Origin of the sequence: Mycolicibacterium agri (assembly GCF_002553505.1) — a bacterium.
In the GTDB taxonomy this organism is placed as follows: domain Bacteria; phylum Actinomycetota; class Actinomycetes; order Mycobacteriales; family Mycobacteriaceae; genus Mycobacterium; species Mycobacterium agri.
This window is the reverse complement of record NZ_PDCP01000023.1, coordinates 69,871-92,254: the sequence shown is the minus strand read 5'-3', so window position 1 is coordinate 92,254 and position 22,384 is coordinate 69,871. Positions and strand designations below refer to the sequence as shown.

Annotated in this window: 19 protein-coding genes and 1 pseudogene; 4 read left to right on the top strand and 16 right to left on the bottom strand. The window is 67.7% G+C overall.

Features of this window, described 5'->3' with window-relative positions; all coding sequences use genetic code 11:
* Positions 1-255 (top strand): IS30 family transposase (locus CQY20_RS14795; RefSeq protein ID WP_109789712.1); only part of this gene is annotated, 255 nt, incomplete at its 5' end.
* Positions 256-303: 48 nt separating this feature from the next.
* Here CQY20_RS14795 and CQY20_RS14790 read toward each other — a convergent pair.
* Positions 304-1,881: a PucR family transcriptional regulator gene (locus tag CQY20_RS14790; RefSeq protein WP_097940838.1), complete on the bottom strand. Its 1,578-nt coding sequence runs from the start codon at positions 1,879-1,881 to the stop codon at positions 304-306.
* 92 nt (positions 1,882-1,973) lie between these two features.
* Between CQY20_RS14790 and pruA the strand changes: the two genes are divergently transcribed.
* Positions 1,974-3,599, top strand: coding sequence for an L-glutamate gamma-semialdehyde dehydrogenase (pruA, locus tag CQY20_RS14785; protein ID WP_097940837.1), 1,626 nt, complete (start codon positions 1,974-1,976; stop codon positions 3,597-3,599).
* Between the two features lie 12 nt (positions 3,600-3,611).
* The gene (locus tag CQY20_RS14780) at positions 3,612-4,577 is read left to right on the top strand and encodes a proline dehydrogenase family protein (protein WP_097940836.1); all 966 of its coding nucleotides are present in this window, start codon (positions 3,612-3,614) and stop codon (positions 4,575-4,577) included.
* Between the two features lie 106 nt (positions 4,578-4,683).
* Here CQY20_RS14780 and CQY20_RS14775 read toward each other — a convergent pair whose 3' ends face one another.
* From CQY20_RS14775 to CQY20_RS14735, 9 genes are all read right to left on the bottom strand, one after another.
* Positions 4,684-6,024 carry an MmgE/PrpD family protein gene (locus tag CQY20_RS14775; RefSeq protein ID WP_163701643.1) on the bottom strand — a complete coding sequence of 447 codons (1,341 nt, stop codon included), beginning with the start codon at positions 6,022-6,024 and terminating at the stop codon, positions 4,684-4,686.
* Positions 6,021-7,355 (bottom strand): MmgE/PrpD family protein, encoded by a 1,335-nt coding sequence (locus CQY20_RS14770; RefSeq protein ID WP_097940834.1) that lies wholly within the window; start codon positions 7,353-7,355, stop codon positions 6,021-6,023. The genes CQY20_RS14775 and CQY20_RS14770 overlap by 4 nt, the downstream gene beginning before the upstream one ends.
* Complete coding sequence (locus CQY20_RS14765; protein ID WP_097940833.1) at positions 7,352-8,563, bottom strand: MmgE/PrpD family protein; 1,212 nt, start codon at positions 8,561-8,563, stop codon at positions 7,352-7,354. Before CQY20_RS14765 ends, CQY20_RS14770 begins: the two co-directional genes overlap by 4 nt.
* Positions 8,560-9,939 (bottom strand): MmgE/PrpD family protein, encoded by a 1,380-nt coding sequence (locus tag CQY20_RS14760; RefSeq protein WP_097940832.1) that lies wholly within the window; start codon positions 9,937-9,939, stop codon positions 8,560-8,562. The genes CQY20_RS14765 and CQY20_RS14760 overlap by 4 nt, the downstream gene beginning before the upstream one ends.
* A 48-nt stretch (positions 9,940-9,987) precedes the next feature.
* On the bottom strand, positions 9,988-10,731 hold the full coding sequence (locus CQY20_RS14755) for an SDR family NAD(P)-dependent oxidoreductase (protein ID WP_097940831.1): 744 nt from the start codon (positions 10,729-10,731) through the stop codon (positions 9,988-9,990).
* Positions 10,732-10,744: 13 nt separating this feature from the next.
* Positions 10,745-12,271 (bottom strand): tripartite tricarboxylate transporter permease, encoded by a 1,527-nt coding sequence (locus CQY20_RS14750; protein ID WP_097940830.1) that lies wholly within the window; start codon positions 12,269-12,271, stop codon positions 10,745-10,747.
* Positions 12,272-12,769, bottom strand: a complete 498-nt coding sequence (locus tag CQY20_RS14745) for a tripartite tricarboxylate transporter TctB family protein (RefSeq protein ID WP_163701640.1) — start codon at positions 12,767-12,769, stop codon at positions 12,272-12,274.
* Entirely contained in the window at positions 12,753-13,757 is a 1,005-nt protein-coding gene (locus CQY20_RS14740; RefSeq protein ID WP_097940828.1) for a tripartite tricarboxylate transporter substrate binding protein, read from the bottom strand. Before CQY20_RS14740 ends, CQY20_RS14745 begins: the two co-directional genes overlap by 17 nt.
* Positions 13,758-13,947: 190 nt before the next feature.
* Positions 13,948-14,706 carry a GntR family transcriptional regulator gene (locus CQY20_RS14735; protein WP_234816249.1) on the bottom strand — a complete coding sequence of 253 codons (759 nt, stop codon included), beginning with the start codon at positions 14,704-14,706 and terminating at the stop codon, positions 13,948-13,950.
* A gap of 283 nt (positions 14,707-14,989) precedes the next feature.
* Here CQY20_RS14735 and CQY20_RS14730 point away from each other — a divergent pair, with 283 nt between their 5' ends.
* A complete protein-coding gene (locus CQY20_RS14730) occupies positions 14,990-15,673 on the top strand; it encodes a GntR family transcriptional regulator (RefSeq protein WP_234816248.1) in 684 nt (227 codons plus the stop codon).
* Positions 15,674-15,677: 4 nt separating this feature from the next.
* Here CQY20_RS14730 and CQY20_RS14725 read toward each other — a convergent pair whose 3' ends face one another.
* From CQY20_RS14725 to CQY20_RS14700, 6 genes and pseudogenes are all read right to left on the bottom strand, one after another.
* The gene (locus tag CQY20_RS14725) at positions 15,678-16,844 is read right to left on the bottom strand and encodes a CaiB/BaiF CoA transferase family protein (protein ID WP_097940846.1); all 1,167 of its coding nucleotides are present in this window, start codon (positions 16,842-16,844) and stop codon (positions 15,678-15,680) included.
* A 2-nt stretch (positions 16,845-16,846) separates the two neighbouring features.
* A complete protein-coding gene (locus CQY20_RS14720) occupies positions 16,847-18,001 on the bottom strand; it encodes an acyl-CoA dehydrogenase family protein (protein ID WP_097940826.1) in 1,155 nt (384 codons plus the stop codon).
* A 75-nt stretch (positions 18,002-18,076) separates the two neighbouring features.
* Positions 18,077-18,865: pseudogene (locus tag CQY20_RS35475) on the bottom strand (SDR family NAD(P)-dependent oxidoreductase).
* An 89-nt stretch (positions 18,866-18,954) separates the two neighbouring features.
* Positions 18,955-20,394 carry a sodium:solute symporter family protein gene (locus CQY20_RS14710; RefSeq protein ID WP_097940825.1) on the bottom strand — a complete coding sequence of 480 codons (1,440 nt, stop codon included), beginning with the start codon at positions 20,392-20,394 and terminating at the stop codon, positions 18,955-18,957.
* A complete protein-coding gene (locus CQY20_RS14705) occupies positions 20,391-20,651 on the bottom strand; it encodes a DUF3311 domain-containing protein (protein ID WP_097940824.1) in 261 nt (86 codons plus the stop codon). The genes CQY20_RS14710 and CQY20_RS14705 overlap by 4 nt, the downstream gene beginning before the upstream one ends.
* Positions 20,648-22,348 (bottom strand): amidohydrolase, encoded by a 1,701-nt coding sequence (locus CQY20_RS14700; RefSeq protein WP_097940823.1) that lies wholly within the window; start codon positions 22,346-22,348, stop codon positions 20,648-20,650. Before CQY20_RS14700 ends, CQY20_RS14705 begins: the two co-directional genes overlap by 4 nt.
* Between the last annotated feature and the right edge of the window lie 36 nt (positions 22,349-22,384).

Here is a 22,384-nt window from a genome sequence, read left to right as displayed (position 1 = left end):
GAGCTCGATATCTACTTCTGCGATCCGCACTCGCCATGGCAACGCGGCAGTAACGAGAACACCAACGGGCTGCTGCGCCAATACTTTGCTAAAGGCACCGACCTATCAGTGTTCCCGGCCGACTACCTCGACTACGTTGCCGCCCAACTCAACACCCGACCCCGCAAAACCCTCGGCTGGAAGAAACCCGCTGAAGTCCTCGACGAGCTACTCTCAAACCCGCCAAAACCACCCGCTGTTGCATCCACTGCCTGAAATCGCCTGGGCTTTTGCGGGCATTAGCGTCTGCTCACGAGAAGCAACTCAGCGCTCGGTGGCGCGCAGGCTGAGCGCCAGGACGAGCCGGTTCTCCGGATCGTCCAACGACGTCGACAGAAGCTTCTCGATGCGGCGCACCCGGTACCGCACAGTGTTCGGATGGACGTGCAATTGCTTTGCGACAGAGCTGATATCACCGAAGCCGTCCAAATAGGCGGCCAGGGTGTCGGCCAGCATCGGGTCCTGCTCGCGCAGCGTGCGCACGCGGGCGTCGACCAGTCGCGGGTTGGCGGCCACATGCGCGACGATCTCGTCGAGCAGCACGGTGGTGTGTGCCTCGTCGAGCGTCGTGATCTGACCGATGGCGCCGGGATGCCGGTCGGCGCTGTCGAATACGCGGTCCACCTCGGCGCGCGCCGACGCCGCACCGGCCAGCCCGGCCAGCGGCGCGGCGATCACGGCGCGCAGCGTCAGCCCCAGTTCGCGCTGCAGCGCGGTGACCATGCCGCGCACCCACGACGTCAGCGACGACGTCGCACCGACCTTGGGCAGCAGCACGTAGACCCGATCGCCGGTCGACGCCACCTGAGCATCCGATCGAAACGCGCTGGCGCTCAACGCGATCACATTCGCCGGCACCGTCGCCGACTCGCCGCGGAAGCCCACCAGCGCCGCGCGGCCGTCGGCGACGATACCGAGTTCACGGGCCGTCGCGGCGACGTCGACGTCGTCGTCGCCCAGCCCGATCAGGTTCTGCACCAGCAGCGTGTGCGTCGACGGCGCGGCCGCCAGCCGCGACATGATCCGCGCCGCCAGCACCGCCCCGCCGCGCAGTACCTCCTCGGCGTCGTCGGCCAGCGGCGCCGACCCCTGCTGCAGCCAGATCGTGCCCGCGAAACCCGGCGGGCGACGCGCGTCGTTCTCCGGAAGGTGAATACCGACGGCCAGCCGCGGCCGCAGCCCCAACTCCGGGCGCTCGGCGACGCGCACGACGTCACGGCTGGCGCGCAACGCGTCGAAAATGCCCCACTGGCCGATCCATTCCAGATGCTCGGGCGGCCCCGCCCGGCCCAGGATGGTCAGCCGGCGCAGTTCGTCGGCCTCCTCGTTGGACGCCGAATAGGCCAGCACATGCGACTGCTCGTCCTCGATGCTGATCATCCCGTGCGTGCGGTCGGCGATCGACTGCGCCAACCCGAACAGGTCGGTGCCCGAGTCGTAGAACGGATCGTCGCGGTCGCCGTGATGTTCGAACGCGTGGTTGACGAGTTTGTACAGCAGTTCCCACCGCGCCCGCGGCTCGACTGCGACCACCGCGGTGCCCAGTTCGGCAGCCTGCTTCACCGCCCCCGGCGTCGGCTCCTTGACGAAAATGGCGGCCGGGACGCGGCCGACGCCGTGGGTCTGCTGGGCGATCCAGCCGACGGCTTCGGCGTCGTTCACGCCGAGCAGGAAGAACAGGTCTGCTGAGCCGGCGCCGACGGTCAGGCCGAGCCGGATGTCATCGACGTCAAGCAGCGCGACCGAACCCACCGGCATGTCCAGGCCGCGAGGCGCTTCGACCAGCGTCACCATCGTGCGATCCAGGGCCAGCAGCAGCTGGCCGAGCGACAGTCTGGCCATCACACCTCCCTTGTTCGATTCGACTATAAATCTTGTTCTGCATTGTTCGTTCGTCCATCGGTTGATGAACGCGAAAAAGGCATCCTTACTGCATGGATGCCGTCAGCCAGGTCCCGACTCCGGCCAACGAGCCGGTCCACGAATACGCACCGAACAGTCCCGAACGCACGCGGCTCGTCGCCTCGCTCGACGCGCTGGCCAAGGAGCCCATCGAGCTGCCGCACGTGATCGGCGGTGAACACCGGATGGGCGGCGGACAACGCGTCAACGTGGTGCAGCCGCACCGCCACTCCGCCACGCTGGGCACCTTCACCAACGCCGAGCACTCCGACGCGACCGCGGCCATCGAGGCCGCCATCGCCGCGAAAGAGGGCTGGGCCAACACGCCCTTCGACGAGCGGGCCGCGGTGTTCTTGCGCGCCGCCGACCTGCTCGCCGGACCCTGGCGCGAAAAGCTCTGCGCGGCAACGATGCTCGGACAGTCGAAGTCGGCCTACCAGGCCGAGATCGACGCCGCGTGTGAGTTGATCGACTTCTGGCGGTTCAACGTCGCCTTCGCGCGGCACATCCTCGCCGAGCAGCCGATCAGCACGCGCGGGGTCTGGAACCGCATCGACTACCGCCCGCTGGAGGGCTTCGTCTACGCCATCACCCCGTTCAACTTCACCGCGATCGCGGGCAACCTGCCCACCGCACCGGCGTTGATGGGCAACACGGTGGTGTGGAAGCCGTCGCCGACGCAGACGTTTGCGGCCTATCTGACCATGCAGCTGTTGGAGGCGGCAGGGCTGCCGCCGGGTGTGATCAACCTGCTCACCGGCGACGGAATCGCGGTCTCGGAGGTCGCGCTGGCCGATCCGCGATTGGCCGGCATTCACTTCACCGGCTCGACGACGACGTTCCAGTACCTGTGGCGCGAGGTCGGCAAGAACATCGACCGCTATCGCACGTATCCGCGCCTCGTCGGCGAGACCGGCGGCAAGGACTTCGTGTTGGCGCACACGTCGGCGCAGCCGGACGTGTTGCGCACCGCGTTGATCCGCGGCGCGTTCGACTATCAGGGCCAGAAGTGCTCGGCGGCGTCACGGGCGTTCATCCCGCGCTCGGTGTGGCAGGCGATGGGCGACGACTTCCTGGGCGCCACCGAGGCGTTGCGCTACGGCGACGTCACCGACCTGTCCAACTTCGGCGGCGCGCTGATCGACGACCGCGCATTCGCCAAGAACGTCAAGGCCATCGAACGGGCCAAGAGCGCGGCGGGGGTCACCATCGCGGCCGGTGGCGAATACGACGACAGCGAAGGGTATTTCGTGCGGCCGACGGTGCTGCTGTCCGACGACCCGGGCGACGAGTCGTTCCGCACCGAGTACTTCGGCCCGATCCTGTCGGTGTATGTCTATCCGGACTCGGACTACGAGCGGATCCTCGACGTGATCGACACCGGTGCGGCCTACGGGCTGACCGGCGCGGTCATCGCCGACGACCGGAATGCGGTGTTGCAGGCCGAGAACCGGCTGCGCTACGCGGCGGGCAACTTCTACATCAACGACAAGCCGACCGGTGCCGTGGTGGGCCAGCAGCCGTTCGGCGGGTCCCGCGCATCGGGCACCAACGACAAGGCCGGCTCCCCGATGAACCTGCTGCGCTGGACCTCAGCGCGGTCGATCAAGGAGAACTTCGTCCCGCCGACCGATCACAACTACCCGCACATGAGCTGAGGAGACGACGTGATGGCTGAGGTGTTCCACCGGGTCGCGCGCCCGGCGATTCTGGCGGCCAGCCGGTCGGACGGGTTGCGCCGCACCGCGGAGCGGCTACCGGTCACCCGCCACGTCGTGCACCGGTTCGTGCCCGGCGAGACGGTCGCCGACGCGCTGAACTGCGTTGCGCAGCTCCGAGACAGCGCTCGCCTGGTCAGCATCGACTACCTCGGCGAGGACACCACCCAGCTGGAAGACGCCGAGAACACGGTGCGGGCCTACCTGGAGCTGCTCGACGCGCTCGGCGACCGCGATGAACCGCCGGGCGCGGTGCGGCCGCTCGAGGTGTCGTTGAAACTGTCGGCGCTGGGCCAGGCGCTGCCGCGCGACGGCGAGAAGATCGCCCGCGACAACGCGCACACCATCTGCGAGCGGGCGCAGCGTGTCGGCGCATGGGTGACCATCGACGCCGAGGACCACACGACCACCGACTCGACGCTGTCGATCGTGCGCGACCTGCGCGCCGAATTCCCATGGCTGGGCACCGTTTTGCAGGCCTACCTCAAACGCACGCTCAGCGACTGCGAGGAGTTCGCCGTCAGCGGGGCCCGCATCCGGTTGTGCAAGGGCGCCTATGACGAGCCCGCGTCGGTGGCCTACCGGGACCGCGAAGAGGTCACCGACTCCTACCTTCGCTGCCTGCAGGTGCTGATGGCGGGGTCGGGCTATCCGATGGTGGCCTCACACGATCCGCAGATCATCGCCGCGGTGCCCACGCTGGTGCGTGAGAACAACCGCGGCGTCGACGATTTCGAGTACCAGATGCTGTACGGCATCCGTGACGCCGAACAGCGGCGGTTGGCCGACGAGGGTAATCACGTGCGGGTGTATGTGCCGTACGGCACGCAGTGGTATGGGTACTTCGTCCGGCGCATCGCCGAGCGGCCGGCCAACCTGACGTTCTTCCTGCGCGCGCTCGCCGAACGCCGGAACTGAGCGCCCACCGTCAGATCACTTCCATCCGTAGCCGGTTGTCCGCTTACTCCGTCATAGGGCGCCGGCACGCAGAGGCAGACCACGACATCGTCAAAAACTCACCGCCTCACACCACCGCCGATGGTGAGCCTGCGACGGCGAAGAGTTCCGACACATCCGACACACGATCCAGGTTCGACGCCACAGTCCACAGCTGGGTGGGGTCGTCGAGATGGTGGGCCAGCCGGACCACCTTGTCCTGCAGCTGTTCTGTGGTCATCGGCGCCGACACGCTACCCGTCGCGTGCTCGACAGTGCGCGCCAACTTCTCACCGCTGGTCAGCGTGACCGTGACCCGGCACGAATCGGCGGGCAGCGACGGGTCGAGTTCGGTGCGCACCTTGCGCCGCAACTCCTGCACCGCCGGATCGATGGCGCACTCGTCGCTGAACTCGGGCGGCCCGCCCGCGCCGCGCAACAATCCCACCGCGAAACAGTGGTGGACGGAGAACTTGCTCTGCAGGCCGGTCGCCGGGTCGGCGACGCCCATGACGTCGAGTACCCGCGGATGCACCTCGAGCAGAACATCGGCGATCTCGCCCCCGTCGGCCACATCGGCGCGCAGCGAGCGGCCTGCGTCGATCACCGGATGGCTGACGATGCCGCAGCTGTAGGGCTTGAGCGCGTTGAGTTCGATCAGCCACCGCGAGCCGAGGTCGGCCATCACCGACCAGTCCGCGTCGGCGGCCATCAGCGCAGCCATCCCGCGGCGGCCTGCAAGCGGCTCTGCCGGGCCGGTGAATCCCTCCGACGCCAGCAGCGCCGCCTCGATCCCGATGGCCGCCGCCCGCCCGACCTGAAACGACTTCGTCATCGATCCGAGCTGTTCGGTGTGACCCGCGGCCTGTGTGGCCGCAATCGCGATGGCCGCCGCGGTGCCGCCTGCATCCATCCCGAGGATCCGCGCGGCCGCGCACGCGGCACCCACCGGGCCCGTCGTGGCCGTCACATGCCAGCCGCGGTCGAAATGCGACGGCCACAACGCGTCACCGAGTCTGCTGGCCACCTCGACACCGGCGACCACACCCGCCATCAGATCCTCGCCGCCCGGCCGGGCGATCTCGCCCGCCGCCAGCGCCGCAGGCACGATCGGCGCGCCGGGATGAAGGATGCACGCCAGATAGGTGTCGTCGAAATCCTCAACATGCGCGGTCAATCCGTTCACCAGCGCGGCCCACGGCGGGGTAAGCCGTTCGCGGCGCCCCAGCACGCGCGCGTCGCCGCGCTGCCCCAGATCCGCCGCCGTGGCCAGCGCTGCCTTGGACGCCGGGGCGTGTGCCGCACCCACCGACAGACCGACGACGTTGGCCGCCGTGCGCCGCGCGGCCTCGCGCGCCGACTCCGGCACGTCAGCCCACTGCAGCCCGGACACGAACGCTGCGATGCGTGCGGTGACGTTGGAGCTCATGCGTTTTCGCCTTTCGCCATGGCAGCGAACCATCCTCGTGCACTACCGGCATCGCTCACCGTGCGCGCGGCCTCGACGACCTCCTTCTCGCGGCCGGGCAGCGTGCGTTCGATCAACGCGAGCGCCTTTTGGTCCAGCCGTTCGTCCGACAGCGGTGCGTCCAAACTGCCGCGAGCATGCGCGATTTCGACCGATTCGGTGGACCCGTCGGACAGCTGCACCTCCAGCCGGGCCGCGGCGCGCGCGATGTCCGGATCGGGTGTCAGCACGACGCGTGAGCGCATCGCGGCGACCCGCTCCGACCGCACATGCTCGTCCTCATAGGAGTGCAGATCGACGGGGCCGTCGAGAAGCCCGCAGGCGACCCCGTGCACGGTGCTGAACCGGGCCTCGAGGCCGTTCGTCGGTGCGGTGTTGCCGGTGAGTTCGACCACGAGCGGATGGCAGCGCAGCTCGGCGCGTTGCACCTCGCGACCGCCGATCGCCCGGTGCAGCTCCTCGGCGGCCTCGATCGCCGGGTGGCTGACGATCCCGCACGGATACGGCTTGTACGTGTTCGACAGCAACTCCCAGCGACTGCCCCAATCATCAAGCAGCAGCGAGAGATCCAGCGACGGCGCAAGCACCGCGAAGTAGCCGCGCGGCCCGTCCAGCGCCGACGGCGACGCGGTGAGGCCGCGGCGGGCAGCCACCGCGGCGACCAGACCGTTGGCCGCTGCCTTGCCGGGGTGCAGCGGCTTGTTCATGGTCCCGAAACCCTCCCGGTGGCCCAGCGTCATGCTGGTCGCCACACCCAACGCGCGACCCATGGCTTCGGCGTCGAGACCCAGCAGCATCGACGCCGTGGTCGCCGCGCCCAGCGGCCCCACCGTCCCGGTGATGTGCCATCCGGCGTCGTAGTGCGACGGCGACATCGCCACCGCCACCCGCAGTTGCAGTTCGATGCCCATCGCGATCGCGCGAAGCAGCTGATCGCCGGTGGCGTCGCGCACCGCCGTCGCGCCGAGCGCCGCACCCAGTACCGACGCACCGGGATGCACGACGGTGGCGAGGTGGGTGTCGTCGTAGTCATCCAGATGCGCGGCGAATGCGGTCAACAGCGCGGCCGACGGCGGACCGAAGGTGTCCGCCCGGCCCGGCACCGGAACCTCGCCCGGCGCGGCGGTGCGCCGCAGCCCCGCGGCCAGCCGGTCGGTCTCCTCGGCGCCTGCCGCACCGATGGCGGTGCCGACGACGTTGAGCAGCGCCCGCACCGCCTCGGCCCGGACCGCTCCCTCGACCCCAGCGGCGGTAGACACCACCTCGCTCGCCAGGTCGGTCAGGCTGATCACGACGCTTCCTCGATCAACTCGGCCACCTCATCCCAGCGCGCCGACATCACCGCATCCACGCGGTCGCCAACACAGTCACGCACCTTGCCCGCCAACTGTTCTCGCGTCACCGGCCGCCCGGGTGCGCCCGGCGGCACGTCGATCTCACCGGTGAGCACGCGGCCGTCGGTGGTCGTCACCTCCACGGTCACCGTGTCGTCCAGCAGGCCGGCGCCGCCCGGTTCGAGGTCGATGTCGACGCTGCGGGTCAGCCGCGCTACCTCCGGTCGGTGCACCGCCGCGTCGGAGAAGCTGTCGAAACCCGGCACTCGATCCACCACGGCGACGGCGACAGCATGCTCGAGGCAGAACTTCGCCTCCAACCCCGAGGTCGGGCGATGATGCACCAGCGGCTGAACAGCGGACTGCCTGGCCCGCACCCGGATTCGGGATACCTCGGTCGAGTCGAAATCGTCTGCCACCTCCGCCGCACACGCGATCGGGCGCTGCAAGGCATAACAACACGGGTACACCTTCACCGCCAGCCCGCCGGGCACCACCTCGCCGTCGTCGAGCGCCAGGTCGAAGGGCGGGTCGGACACCAGCCCCAGCCACGCGTCGAGCACGCGCAGGTCGACGGTCGCTCCGTCGGTGACGAGTTGTGCGGCACGGATGCCCGCGTCGACGGCCAGTCCGACCTGAATCGCCTTGGCATCACTGCCGAATGCGCGCTGGACACCGCCCGCGCTGGAGACCGACAGCGCCATCGCCATCGCCGATTGCCGGACGTCGAGCCCCATGGCGGTGGCGGCCACCGCCGCCGCTGCCACCGGTGCCGCCGTCGACGTGGCGTGCCAGCCGCGCGAATAGTGGTTCCATCCCAGCGCGGCGCCGAGCCTGGCCATGACGCCCGCGCCGGCGAGATAGGCCCGCGCGTCGCCACCGGTGGCCGCCGCCGCGGGCACGCACACGGCGCTGATGTGCGTGGTTGACGGCAGGTGAAGGTCGTCGTAGTCGAGCACGTGCGCCTGCGCCGCCCACCGTGCGCCCTTCGGCAGCCCGGCGACAACGTCGGTCAGCGGGTGGTCACGGGCCGCCATGGCGACCGCGACCGTATCGATCAGCGCAGTGTCGGCCAGTGTCAGATCGGCCGGGCCTGGTGTCAGGTCTGCCGCCCACTGCGCGAGTGCTTCGGTGGTGGTCGCATCCTGGCTCAGCTGGGCGCTCACGTGCCTGCCTCGGTCAGCACGGCGCCCAGCAGCGGGGTGGTGACATCGGTGATGTCGGCGCACTCCTCGATGGACCACAGCCGCGCGAGCAGTGTCTCGGTGGTCGAGCGCCCCAGCACCGGCTCCATCAAATCGACGGCCTTGGCGTTGATCTCGTCGTCGCTCATCGGGTCGTCGACCGTGCCGCGCACCGCGCCGACGAAGCGCTGTCGCGAGGTGCCGTCGCGCAGGGTCACCGTGACGTCCGCTGTGCGCACGCCGGCGCGTTGCGGATCGGGAATCAGTTCGTTGCACTCGCGCAGCGCGAGGATGGTCGGGTCGTTCATGCGGTCGTCGTCGTGGGCCATCGCGAACGTGAACCCGCGGTCCACCAGCGTGCCCGCCACCAGGTACTGGCAGTTGATGTCGGGCATCGCACGCTCGTCGACCACACGAGCCAGGTCGTGCGGCAACACGATTCGGATCTGCGCCACGTCGGTGGGATCGATCGGTTGCTCTTCGACCAGTTCGAGAACGGCCTGCACGGCCGCCTGCGCGGGGGAGCCGACCGCGAATTTCTTGATGTTGGTGTGCAGAATCTCGTAGCGCTCGCCGAGGCCGTCGGACAGTTCGTCGCGGCGCACCTCGGTCGACAGCGCGTCGAGGAAGTTCGGCACCCCGCTGAATACATCGGGCACCCCGTCGCAGCCGGACGCGACCATCGCCGCCGCCCGCACGCCGTTGGACGACGGCATGCCTGCGAACACGAACGCCTTCTCGACATGGTTGGGATCGCGCACCCAGCTGGTGACACCCGACGCGCTCTGCGCGGCGTACGACAACGTGTGCCGAACCTGTTGCTCGTCAAGGCCGTACAGCACCGCGGCCGCACCCGCCGCACCGAACAGACTGCAGTAGGCGTGGGTGCTGCGCCCGCTCGACTCGGTGTTCAGCACCGGGGTGCCCAGGCTCAGCACGACGCGGGTGCCGACGTCGTAACCCGTCGCGACGGCGCGCAGCACTTCCTCACCGGACCGCTTGGCGACCTCGCCGACCGCCAGCGCCGCAGGCACCACCGCGCATCCGGGATGGCTGATGGAGCGAGGGTGGGAGTCGTCGGTCTCATCGGCGTGTGCGGAAATCCCGTTGGCGAGAGCAGCTTCCACGGGCGACGAGCGCAGGCCTCCGATCAGCGTGGCCTGCCCGTCGTGCGACTGCGCCACATACGCCAGGCCGCGCCGTCCTGGCGGCAGCTGCGCACCCGACACCATCGCCGCGATCGTGTCGATGATGTGGTGCTTGGTCTTGCGAACGACGTTGGCCGGCAAGGGAGTCTGCAGCGCGGCGCTGACGTGGTCGGCAAGCTGGCGGGTCTGTGGGCTGATCTCGGCAGCCATCGCAATCCTTTCGAGGGTTCTCCAATAGCGGGTGCGTGGTGGGCTCGGCTACATGTAGGCACCACCGTTCACCGCGATCACCTGTCCGGTGATGTACCCGGCATCGTCGCTGCACAGGTACGCCACCATGGCCGCGATGTCGTCGACGGTGCCGATTCGCCCGACCGGGTTACCTTGCTCGCCAAGGCTTTTGTAGTGCTGTTGTGCCACGCTCATGTCACCGAGTTCGGGCCTGCGCTGCGTGTTGATGAGGCCGGGGGAGACGGCATTCACCGTCACGCCGCGTCCGTCGGCTTCATGCGCGCAGGCCTTGGTCAACCCGATCAGTCCGGATTTGGCGGCCACCACCGGAGCGCGGTTCGCCGCCCCTGACTGGCCGGACATGCCCGCGATGTTGACGATCCGGCCCCACCCGCGTTCGCGCATATTCGGCAGAGTCGCGCGACTCAGCAGGAACGCGCCCGTCATCACCGTCGACAGCACGGCGTTCCAGTCGGAAAGGCTCAGCGACTCGACCGGCCCGTGTGCGCGGATACCCGCGTTGTTGACCACCGCGTCGACCCCGCCCCACGCATGTTCGACATCGCCGACGAGACGAGCGACGTCGGCCTCGTTGCCGACGTCCCCCGCCACCCAGCGCACAGTGTCGCCTCCGTCAAGCGACCTGGCGGCTGCCTCCAAAGCGCTTGCGTCACGGCTGGAAAGACACACATTCCAGCCATCGCGCAGCAATCGGCGGGCGATCGCCAATCCGATGTTGCGGCTTGCCCCCGTGACAATTGCTGACCTCATCGGTTGACGGCTCCTACTGGTTAGCCGGCGTGCGCTCACGCCGTTGTTTGACGAATCGCATGACGGCCATGCCGCCCAGCACCGCCGCCAATATCGCCCACAGGATGTTGACGACGACCGATCCGAAGAAGTAGCTCGGACCGTCGGCGAGTTCCAGGCTGCGCAGCAGGTACTCCTCGGCCAGGGGACCCAGGATCAGCCCGAGGATCAACGGGATCACCGGATAACCGTTGAGCCGTAACAGCAACCCGATCACCCCGAAGAGCAAGGCGAGGCCAACGTCGAAGATCGAGTTGCGGATCGCGTAGACGCCGACCATCGACAGGAACAGCACGGTGGGCACCAGCAGTGACATCGGTAGCCGGGTGACCGACGCGAGCGGGCCGGCGAGAAGCACGCCGAGCGGCAGGATCAGCACACTGGCGACGATCAGCGCGAGCACCACCGCATACACCTCGGCGCTGTTGGTTTCCAGCACCCGCGGCCCGGGCTGGATGCCCTGCAGGTAGAACGCCGCCAGCACGACGGCCATGGTGGCGCTGCCCGGGATGCCGAGGGTGAAGGTCGGGATCAGGCTGCTGCTCGCGACGGCGTTGTCGCAGGCTTCCGAGGCGATGATGCCTTTGTGGCTGCCCTTGCCGAACTCGTCGGGGTTCTTCGACCGCTTCTTCTCGGCGGCGTAACTGAGGAAGTTGGCCACCGATGTGCCGATGCCGGGGATGATGCCGAGCAGGATTCCGATGCCACTCGAGCGTGCGACGGCCCCGGGCTCGGCGAGGGTGGCCTTCACACCGGCGATCGCGTCGCGGGATTCCTTGCGCAGCCCACCGGTTTTCACTTCCTGCTCCCGCTGACGTCGTGCCGCAACTTCGGAGCCGACCAGCAGCAGCATCTCGCTGATGGCGAACGTGCCGATCAGCGCGGCCAGGAACGGGATTCCGTCGTAGAGCTGCAGTTCACCGAATGTGAACCGGGTCTTGGCCGTTCCCGGGCTCACCCCGACGATCGCCAGCAGCAGCCCGAACGCACCCACCATCAGGCCCTTGCGCGCCGATCCGCCCATCAGTGTGGACGCGACGACGAGACCGAGAAGGATGATGGCGAACATCTCGCGGGCGCCGAACTTCAGCGACAGCGTGCCGAGCGGCTGCAGGAGAAGCAACACGACGATGCCGCTGATGACGCCGCCGGCCACCGAAGCCATGCGGGCGATGCCGATCGCGAGCCCGGCTTGACCCTTCTTCGCCATCGGGTAGCCGTCCAACGCGGTGACGGCCGAGCCGGTTTCGCCCGGAACATTGAAAAGGATCGCCGGAACCGCGCCGCCGAACGCTGCGCCCGCGTAGATGCTGACGATCAGCACCAGCGAGTTCTCCAGGGGCAGCGTGATCGCGAACGGCAGCAGCAGGGCGGCGGTGTTCGACGTGCTCAGGCCCGGTAGCACGCCGACCAGAAAGCCGACGATCACCCCGAGCACCAGCCACATCAGCGGGCCGGGCTGTATCAGCAACTCCAAGCCGCTGGTGATGTTGTTCAGCATCTAGAACCCCCTCGCCAACGGCAGGGGGACCCGCAGCAACACGGAGAACAGGACATAGGCGGCGGCCAGCAGCACGACCGGATAACCGATGAGCAGCAACGGCTTTCGGACACCCATGATCGCCATTCCGCCGAGCACCACGGCGCCGCCGGCCGGGTAGAACCCCAGTGGGGTCACCAGCCAGATGCACACGGCGACAAGCAACACGAAACTGACGACGCGGCCCACCGCCAGTCGCCCATAGTCCTCGTCCATTTCGCTGTCGACGGAGCGCGACCGCAGGTCGGCGACGATGTTCCATGCGCCCAGCATCACCAGCACCGTGGCCAGCACACGGGGGTAGCCCTGATCGTCGGGATGCAACCCAGAGGACAGCACCCAAGCGAGCAGTCCCACACCGATGCCCATCGCGCCCGGCGTTGCGACCAGTGCCCAGCCCCGCATCTTGGTGTCAGGCGTCGCGTCGGGCGCCGATTTGGCCTCAGCCGGAGAAGGCATCCGGGTTCGCATCCAGAAGTTGCTGCATTTCGTCCTGATTCTCCTGCGCCAGCTTGGTCAGCTCGTCAGGTGTCAGATAAGCCACCTTCGACTTCTCGTTCAGCTTCTCCAGCGATGCGAGGTACTCCTCGTTCTTGAGTGCCGCCGCCAGCGCGTCGACAAGCTGCTGGTAGCGCTCGGGATTCTTGTCGCGGCATTCCGCAGAAGCAAAGAGGACATAGTTCGATGCGTTCGGCGGCAGGTCGACGCCCAGCGCTGCGTTGATCGTCGGCGCATTGTCGGTGATGTCGGGCCACTTGTTCTCGGGCTGCGTCACGGCCAGCACGCGGCTGTCATCGGCGATCGACAGGCTGTTGAAGACGCCCGCGTGGGTGGCGTCCACCTCGTTGGTGACCAGCGCGGTGCGCGAGGGCCCGCCACCGTCGTACCCGATGATGTTGAGGTCGATGCCTAGCTCCTTCTCCATCTGCAACAGGGCGATGTAGTTGTTGCTCTGCAGGTCGCTGACGCTGACCTTGATCTGGCCCGGACGCTTGCGGGCATCCTCGACGAAGTCATTGATCGTCTTCCACGGCGCGTCGTTTCGCACCCGCAGCACGCCGGGCTCGATGCTGATCCCGCCGACCGGGGCGAACGACGACAAGTCGAAATCGACGTCCTGCGTCATGTACGAGAACTGCAGATGGGGCACGCCGTGGGTGACGATGCTGGTGCAGTCCGCGCCCGCCGTCAGCATGGTCTGTGCGCCGATCGCATAGCCGCCGCCCTCGTGGTTCTCCACCACGGCACTGGCGCCGAGCTCCTTGGTGAAGTACGGCTCGAGCTGGCGAGTGGTGGTGTCGAAGCCGCCGCCGGCGGAGCTCGAGACGATCCAGCGGATCTGCTTCCCGCTCAGGTCACCTCCCTCCGAATCGGAGGCACAACCGGACAGCAGGAGAGCTGTGGTCGCGGCGCCGATGAGGCAGGTAGTCGTGATGTGACGTGTCATGGTCTGTCCGATCGTCTGTGATGCGGGTCATGGACAGCATATGGCCGTACATTTGGCCGTCAAGGGCCCGTCTAACTCTTTTCCGCACGTAAGCGGCGGTCACCAGGGATGAGCAGGAGAAACGAAACTGTGGTCGGTCCACATCATGGGACGCATTGTTGCGGCCATTGTGCCGACCTGATGGCGACGCTCAGGCGCGTCCGCGTCGCAGACTCGACCTGTAGCTGTAGCGGGAGGCCACGTACCGGGTGATCGCGAGCTCGACCGGATCACCGCTCACGGTCCGATAGATCCGGTCGATGCGCAGCATCGGCTCACCGACCTTGGACTCTGTTGCCGAGGCGACGCGCGGGTCGGCGACGGCGACGGTGATGGTCTGGTCTGCGCCGCTGATCGGCTCGGCGAGCAGCGGGTCGATGAGCCCGATGATCGTGCGTGAGCTACAGGCGCCCTGCTGCACCTCTGGCGCGGTGGCGATGAGCTTTCCGACGTCGGGGGGGAGATAGACGTCGGTGACACAGAACGGCACGCCGAGGTGGAGCCGGCGGAACGAGACCGTCGCGACCGCGTCGTCCGGCAACCCCATGCGGCCGGCGGCCTCGATCTCCACGCGCCGCGTGAGCGGGGAGAGCACCTCCATCTCGGTGTCGACCGACAGGCTCATCAGATCCTCGACGGTGCCGAATCGCCGCAGGTACTGCGACCCTCCGCGGGCCACGAACGTTCCCTTGCCGGGCACCCGGACGACCAGTCCGTCGGCGACGAGTTCCTGGTAGGCGCGACGCACCGTCTGGCGGCTCACCCCGTGTGCATCGGCGAGTTCGGCCTCGGTCGGCAGGCGGGTATCGGTGTCGGCCGCGCGCAGCACGGCCGCGCGCAGCGCCTCCGCGATGCGCTGGTAGGCCGGGCCCAGCAGTGTCGCCGACTGCCCGTCCGGGTCGTGGGCCAATTGCCGCCCTCCAATGTCATGGCGTGCCCGCGTCCGACCGGGTGCGGCGGGGGCGGGCTTCACGCGATATGTACGCACTAATGACACCGGATGTCAATGGTTTGCGCACTCCTGTCACGTCCATTTCACCTGGTTTGTGCTGGTTGCATTCGAAACAGCCGTGGCAGCGCCCAGCAACCGACAGGCCTAGCAAATGTACGCACATTGTCCGGGTGTCTGGAGATGGCCGGTGCTGAGGCGCGCGGAGAAGGGGAGTTCGGAGAATATTGTCTATATTCAGGATGTGAATCGACCGGTCGCGGCGAACGCCAAGCGGGAGCGAATCCTGCGTCTGAGCGATGTCGCTGCGGCTCACGTCCGCGAGCTGATCGTGTCCGGTCAGCTGCGGCCGGGGGAGTTCATCCGCCCGGAAACCGTGGCCGAAGAACTCGGCATCAGCGCGACGCCGGCCCGCGAAGGGCTGCTGCAGGTGCAGACCGAGGGTTTTCTGACCGTTTCGCCGCGGCGCGGCTTCACCGTCGCACCGCTGTCCAGTGAGGACGTCCGCGACGTCTACGACGCCCAGGCGCTCCTTGGCGGCGAACTCACCGCACGGGCGGCGAAGATCATCGACGCGGGTCGGGTCGATGAGCTGGAACAGATCCAGGCGGAACTGGAGCAGGCCGCCGCCGACCACGACTACGACGCGGTGGAGCGGCTGAATCACCGGTTCCACGCGACCATCTACCGGTTGGCGGGGTCACCCAAGATCCGCTGGCTCATCAAGAACACGTTGTCGTACGCGCCGCGCAAATTCTTTGCAGCCGTTGAGGGTTGGCCCGAAGCATCGGCACACGATCACCGCGCGATCATCGAGCACCTGCGCGCCAACAATGCTGACGAGGCGCGCGTCGCGATGGAGAACCACATTCGCAAGGCGGGGCGCCTGCTGGCCGAACACCTCGCCGCGCAGAACGCGTCGACCTGACGCGTCAGCGCTGTGGTGAACTCTTGGCCAATGTTGTTGGGTCTCGGCCGAGTTCGGCAAGGATCTTGCCGGTGTGCTCGCCGAGCGCGGGCACCGCGTCCATGCGAGGCTCGACGCCGAGATCGATGGGAGGCAACAAGGCCTTCACGGAACCAGCCTCGGTTGCGGTGTCTCGCCACCGATCACGCGCATGCAGCACTGGGTGATCGAGGAACTCCGCGACCGTGTTGACTCCGGCGAAGGCGATCCGCGCCTCCGCCAGCCGGGCTTCGAGTGCCTGCGTGGACAACTCGGCGAAGCGGGCGGAGATCACCGCGTTGAGTTCGTCGCGGTGGGCCACCCGCAGGTTGTTCGACGCGAAGCGTTCGTCCTGTGCCAGTGCGGGATTCTCCAACACCGTCTCGCAGAACCGCGTCCACTCCGGGTCGTTCTGAATGGCCAGCAGCACGGTGTGCCCGTCGCGGGCGACGAACGGGCCGTAGGGCGCGATGGTGGGGTGCTGTGCGCCGAAGCGGCCAGGCTGGCGACCCTTGCCCGCGGCGAAATGCGCTGGCTGACCTACCCATTCGGCCAATGCTTCGAACAGCGACACCTCGATCGAGGCCCCTTGGCCGGTGATTTCACGGCGATACAGCGCGGCCAGGATGCCGCTGAAGGCGTACATGCCCGCAGCGATGTCGGCGATGGAAACCCCGACCTTGGCGACGTCGGCCGGGGTGCCCGTCAGCGATACCAGACCGGTCTCGCACTGCACCAGCAGGTCGTAGGCCTTGCGGTCGGCCCACGGGCCGTCGCTGCCCCAGCCGGTGATCGCGACGACGATCTTGCGCGGGTCGCGCCCGCGTAACTCGTCGGCGGACAGGCCAAGCCGCGCCGCCGCGCCTGGCCCGAGGTTCTGAACGACGATGTCGGCGCGGTCGGCGAGTTCGCGCAGCACCTCTGCACCCTGCGGCGATTTGACGTCGAGCGCGATCGACTCCTTGGACCGGTTGAGCCACACGAAGTAGCTCGACAGCCCGTTGACGGCGTCGTCGTAGCCGCGGGCGAAGTCGCCGGACCCCGGGCGCTCGATCTTGATCACCCGCGCGCCGAGATCGGCGAGTTGGCGGGTCGCGAACGGGGCGGCCACCGCATGCTCCAGCGACAGCACCGTCAGACCACTCAGGGGCAGCGTCACAGGGTCAACCCGCCCCTCTTCACCAACTGCTTGGCGATGACGTTCTTCTGAATCTCGTTCGTGCCCTCGCCGACGATCATCAGCGGCGCGTCGCGGAAATAGCGTTCGACGTCGTATTCGGTCGAGTAGCCGTAGCCGCCGTGGATGCGCACGGCATCCAACGCGATCTGCATGCCCACCTCCGACGCGAACAGCTTGGCCATCCCTGCCTCCATGTCGACGCGTTCGCCGGAGTCGAATCGCTCTGCGGCGGAAAGCAATAGCGAACGGGCCGCGGCGAGTTTGGTGCCCATGTCGGCGAGCATGTTGCCGACCGACTGATGCTGCCAGATCGGCTTGCCGAAGCTCTCGCGCTCCTGCGCGTACCGCAGAGCGTCCTCGAACGCCGCCCGTGCGACGCCGGTCGCGCGCGCCGCGACCTGAAGTCGGCCTACCTCAAGGCCTTTCATCATCTGCGCGAAGCCGTGGCCTTCGGCGGTGCCGAGCAGCGCGTCGGCGGGCACGCGGCAGTCGGTGAACGTCAGCTCGCAGCTCTCCACGCCCTTGTAGCCCAGCTTCGGAAGATCCTTGGAGACGGTGAAACCGGGCACCTTCTCGACCAGCAGGATGGACACGCCGCGATGGGCCGGTTCGGCGTTGGGATCCGTCTTGCACAACAACGCGACCAGACCCGAGCGGCGCGCGTTGGTGATCCACGTCTTGCTGCCGTTGATCACGTAGTCGTCGCCGTCGCGGCGGGCCGCCGTGCGCATCGCCTGCAGGTCCGAGCCGCCGCCGGGTTCGGTGAGCGCCATCGTCGCACGCAGCTCGCCCGTGGCCATCCGGGGCAGGTACTTCTGCTTCTGTTCCTCGGTGCCGAAGAGCATGAGCAGCTTGGACACCACGGTGTGTCCCCCCATCGCGCCTGCCAGGCTCATCCACCCGCGGGCGAGTTCCTCGGTCACCTGGACGTAGCAGGGCATCGACACCTGAACAAACCCGTAAGGCTCCGGGATGGCCAGCCCGAAGATGCCCATGCTCTTCATCGTCTCGATGAGGTCTTCGGGATAGGTGTTGGCGTGCTCCAGATCGCGCACCACGGGCTTGACCTGCTTTTCCACGAAATCGTGGACCGTCTTGACGATCACTTCTTCTTCAGCCGACAGCTTCAACGTGTACCTCCTGACAATAGAAAATATTCTATTGTCGGAGACGGCCGACACCGGGGGTCGCGGCCGGTCCCCGAGTCAGTGCCGGCTGACGAAACGTCCCGAAATCGCTCCGGTCAGCCGCCGCGACGGCGACACGGCCGACATCACCCGCATCACCTTCGTGCCCAGGCCCGGGACCACGTTCTGGCGCCCGGCGCGCATCGCCTCGTAACCCGCCTTGGCCACCGGCTCGGCGTCCATGAAGTAACGGTCGAGCTTCGTCGTCGTGGTCAGTCCCGCCGTCGTCATGAACTCGGTGCGCACCGGCCCGGGCGCCAGGTGCGTACAGGTGACACCGGTGCCGCGCAGGTCGTTGGCGACGCAGGCGGAAAAGCTTCGGACGTAAGCCTTGCTGGCGGCGTAGCCGGCCTCCAACCCATGCGGGATCACCTAGCCGGCGACCGACCCGACGTTGAGGATCGCGCCGTGCCCCGCCTTCACCATGCGCGCAGCGTAGAGAAGTGTGAGGTCGGTCAGCGTGACGACGTTGAGCTGCACCATCCGCGACACCGCGGCGGGATCGGACTCCTGAACCGTCAGCCCGAGGATGCCCACACCGGCGTTGTTGACGAGATATTCGATGCCGACACCCAACGCGTCAACGCGGCCGACCAGATCGCGGCCCGCGCCCGGCGTCGCCAGATCCATCGTGATGGTGTCCACCCGCACGCCGTGACGTGACCGCACCTCCTCGGCCAGCGCAGTCAGCGCGGCGACGCTGCGTTCGCTCGACACCACGACGACGTCGACGCCGTCGGCGGCGAACAGGCGGGCAAGCTCACGTCCGATGCCGGACGAGGCGCCGGTGATCAGGGCTGCGGGCACGGCGGACTCCTATCGCGTGGCACGAAAAGTCACGCAAAGTAAAGCCCACGCCGTAAGCGTCGGCCGTCTAATTCAACGACCGGCCACCCTCAATTGCCGGCGACCGCGACGGGCGCCGACTCCGCACGCGCGCCCTGCTGCGCGACGGCTGCCCGGCGCGTCCCCGGCGACAGCAGGCTCCACCCAAACACGATCAGCAGGTTCAGGCCCAGCGACACCAGGCCGGCGTTGATGCCACCGATCTTGGTCACCCCGGAGGCGTACAACGCGACCGCCGATATGACGCCGACGACCATGCCCGTGGCCACCGCTGCAGCGCGCACCCGTCGGGCGAACAGCACCGCCAGCCAGCCCGGCACCACCTGGGCCAGCAGGTTGTAGACCAGGTTGAGCACCGTAAGCATCAGCGTCGATGCCGTCAGCGTGAGCACCGCGGCCATCACCAGGAATCCGGCCACCACAGCGACCGTCCAGCGGCGCTGCGCTGCGGGCGCGACATTCGGAACCAGGTTGCGGCTCACCATGCCGCCGATGGACAGTGCCGTCGCCGCCAACACCAGCACACCCGACAGCGCCGCACCGGCGGCCACCAGCCCGAGCATCCACTCCGGCAGCAGCCCTTTGGCGGTCACCATGAACACCGTGTTCGGATCGTCCAGTCCCGGGTGATGCTTGAGGCCGTAGTAGGAGGCGAATACCAGGAACGGGTAGATCAGCATGTACATCGGCATCCACACCGTCGAACTCTTGACGGCCCGTTCCGATCGGGCGGGGAACACGTAGGCCCCACCGAAGCCGAGGTAGAAGACGACGCTCTGGAACAGGATCGTCGTCATCGCGAACACCAAAGCCTGTCCGCCCATGGTGGTTTGGGCATGGCTGATGACGTCGGGTCCGGTCACCTCGGAGGTGCCGCCCGCGGCCAGCACCGCGGCCAGCCCGACCAACACCACGCCGAGCAACATGAAGGTGTCTTTGAGGATGGACACGAACGCCGGAGAGCGGATGCCGGATGCCGCGATCCACAGGAACGCGATGATCCCCGCGAGGATGACGCACTGCACCGGCGTCAACCGGAGGCCGAGATTGCTCAAAACCACTTGCAGGCCGATGAATTGGTACTGCCCCCACGGCACCAGCGCGATCAGCATCGTCACGCATGTGATCAGTTCCAGCCGTCTGCTGTCGTAGTGGCGGCCGAACACGTCGGGCACGGTCATGGCGTCGTGACGCTTGGCGGCGCGCCACACGAGGGGAGCCAGGAAGTACCCGATCGAGTAGGCCAGCAGGATGTAGCCCAGAAACCAGATGCCGTAACTGGCCCCGTTGGCGTAAATGCCGCTGGGGAAGCCGATCATCGTGCCGATGCTGTACACCTCGCCGACCGCGAGGAAGTAGATGAGCCACGCGGGAAAGGACCGGCCGCCGACCAGGAAGTCGGAGATTCCGCCGCCCCGCACGGCCCGGCCCGCCCAGAACGCCAACAGGATTGAGCCCGCCATCACGATGACGACGATGCCGATCATCATCGCGCGTCCTCCTTCGCCGTCGTCTCACGTGAGATGCGGAGCGGGCTGGCGTCCTGCGGATAGTGCTTGCGGTCGAAGAACCGCCAACTGATCCACAGGCACAGCGTGGTCAGCGGAAAGCAGCAGAACATCCAGAAGAACAGCAACGGAATTCCGAAGACGAAGATGTTTGTGTCGGACACCAGGATGGTGCCGAGAAGAATCGCCGTCGCAGGTATGCCTAGCCCGATGAGCAGGCTGGGCCAGCTGCGAATCATCGCGCACCTCCCGTCGTCACTGAAAGGCCGTCGCGGCGACGGACCAGGGTGCCGCCCACGACGGTGCCGTCGACGCACAGCGATCTGATCCGGTTCGTGTCGACCGCGGTCGGGTCCTCGGACAGAACGGCCAAGTCGGCGACCTTGCCGACTTCGAGACTGCCCTTGATGTGCTCCTCGCCGGCCAGGTAAGCGGCGTCGATGGTGTACCCACGCAGGGCGGCCTCTACGTCGATGGCCTGTTCCGGGCCCAACACGTTATCGCCACTGGTGCGTCGCGCAACCGCACACCAGATTCCCTCCAGCGGCGGCACCGGTGTCACGGGGGTGTCGGAGTGCAGCCCGAAGTGGATTCCGCGCGATCGCGCCGACGCCAGCGGGCTGATCCGCCGCGCACGCTTGGGGCCGAGAAAGACGTCGCGGTGCCGGTCGCCCCAGTAGTAGACGTGCTTGATGAAGAACGAGGCCAGGATGTCGTGTTCGACCATGCGGTCCAGCTGATCTTCGCGGACGGTCTGGCAGTGCTCGATTCGGTGTCGCCTGCCGGTGCCCTGCGGTGCGCCGAGCTTCGCGTAGCCATCGATGATCGCCTCGATCGCGGCGTCGCCGTTGCCGTGCACCGCCACCTGCCAGCCCGCCGCATCCAGCGCCGCGATGCGGCGAGCCAGGTCGTCGGGCTCGAGCAGCATCATGCCGTGCTCGCGGCGGTCGCAGGTGTATCCCTCGGCCAGACAGCCGGTGCGGCCTTGAATCGAGCCGTCCGCAACGATCTTCACGCCGGTCATCTGGAAGCGGTCGGTCGAGGCGCTGCGGTCGGGCGGCTCGGGCGCGCCGTCGTCCAGGCCGGGCAGCAGCGTGTGGAACAGGTAGCCGTGGACGCGGGTGCGCATCCTGCCCGCCGCGAGCCGGTAGGCGTCCAGTTCGCCCTGGCCGGCGATCAGCCCGATGCCGGTGTCATGCACCGAGGTGACGCCGTGGGCGAGGTATTCCTCGTCGGCCAGCAGCAGGGCCTCGGCCAGTTGCTCGGGTCCCTGGGACGGCATCGCGGAATTGGCCAGAAACGCCGCCGTCTCGATCAGCAGGCCGCTCGGCTCGCCCCGCTCGTCGCGCGCGATCGCGCCGCCCGGCGGGTCTGGAGTCTGTGCGGTGATGCCGATCGCTTGCAGCGCAACGGAATTCACCACGCAGAAGTGGCCGGTGACATGGGTGAGGATCACCGGGTTGTCCGGTGACACCGGGTCGAGGTCATGACGGGTGGGGTGGCGGTTCTCGCTGAGCAGGGTGTCGTCGTAGCGGTAGCCGCGAATCCATTCGCCGGGTCCGCGGTCGCGCACCGCCTGCCGCACCCGCTCCACGATTTCGCCGATGTGCTCGTTGGGCGGGCTGCCGGCGTCGACCGGCGCGGCCAGCGCCATGCCGAAGAAGGTCGGGTGGTTGTGCGATTCGACGAAGCCGGGGATGACGGCGCGCCCGTCGAGATGGACCACGGTCGTGGCGTCCCCGATGAGGCCCGCGATCGACCGGTCGTCACCGATGGCGGTGATGCGGCCGTCGCGCGCCGCCAACGCTTCCGCGCGGCTGCTGGCCCCGTCAAGGGTCAGAACCGTGCCGCCGAGCACGACGAGATCGGCGGCCTGCGGTGCCGTTGCATCGGTGTCATTGGTGTGCTCGCGCGCAGAAGACCGCGCAGAAGACATAGTGATCCCCCCAGGACTCTTGCGTCCGATACTGCC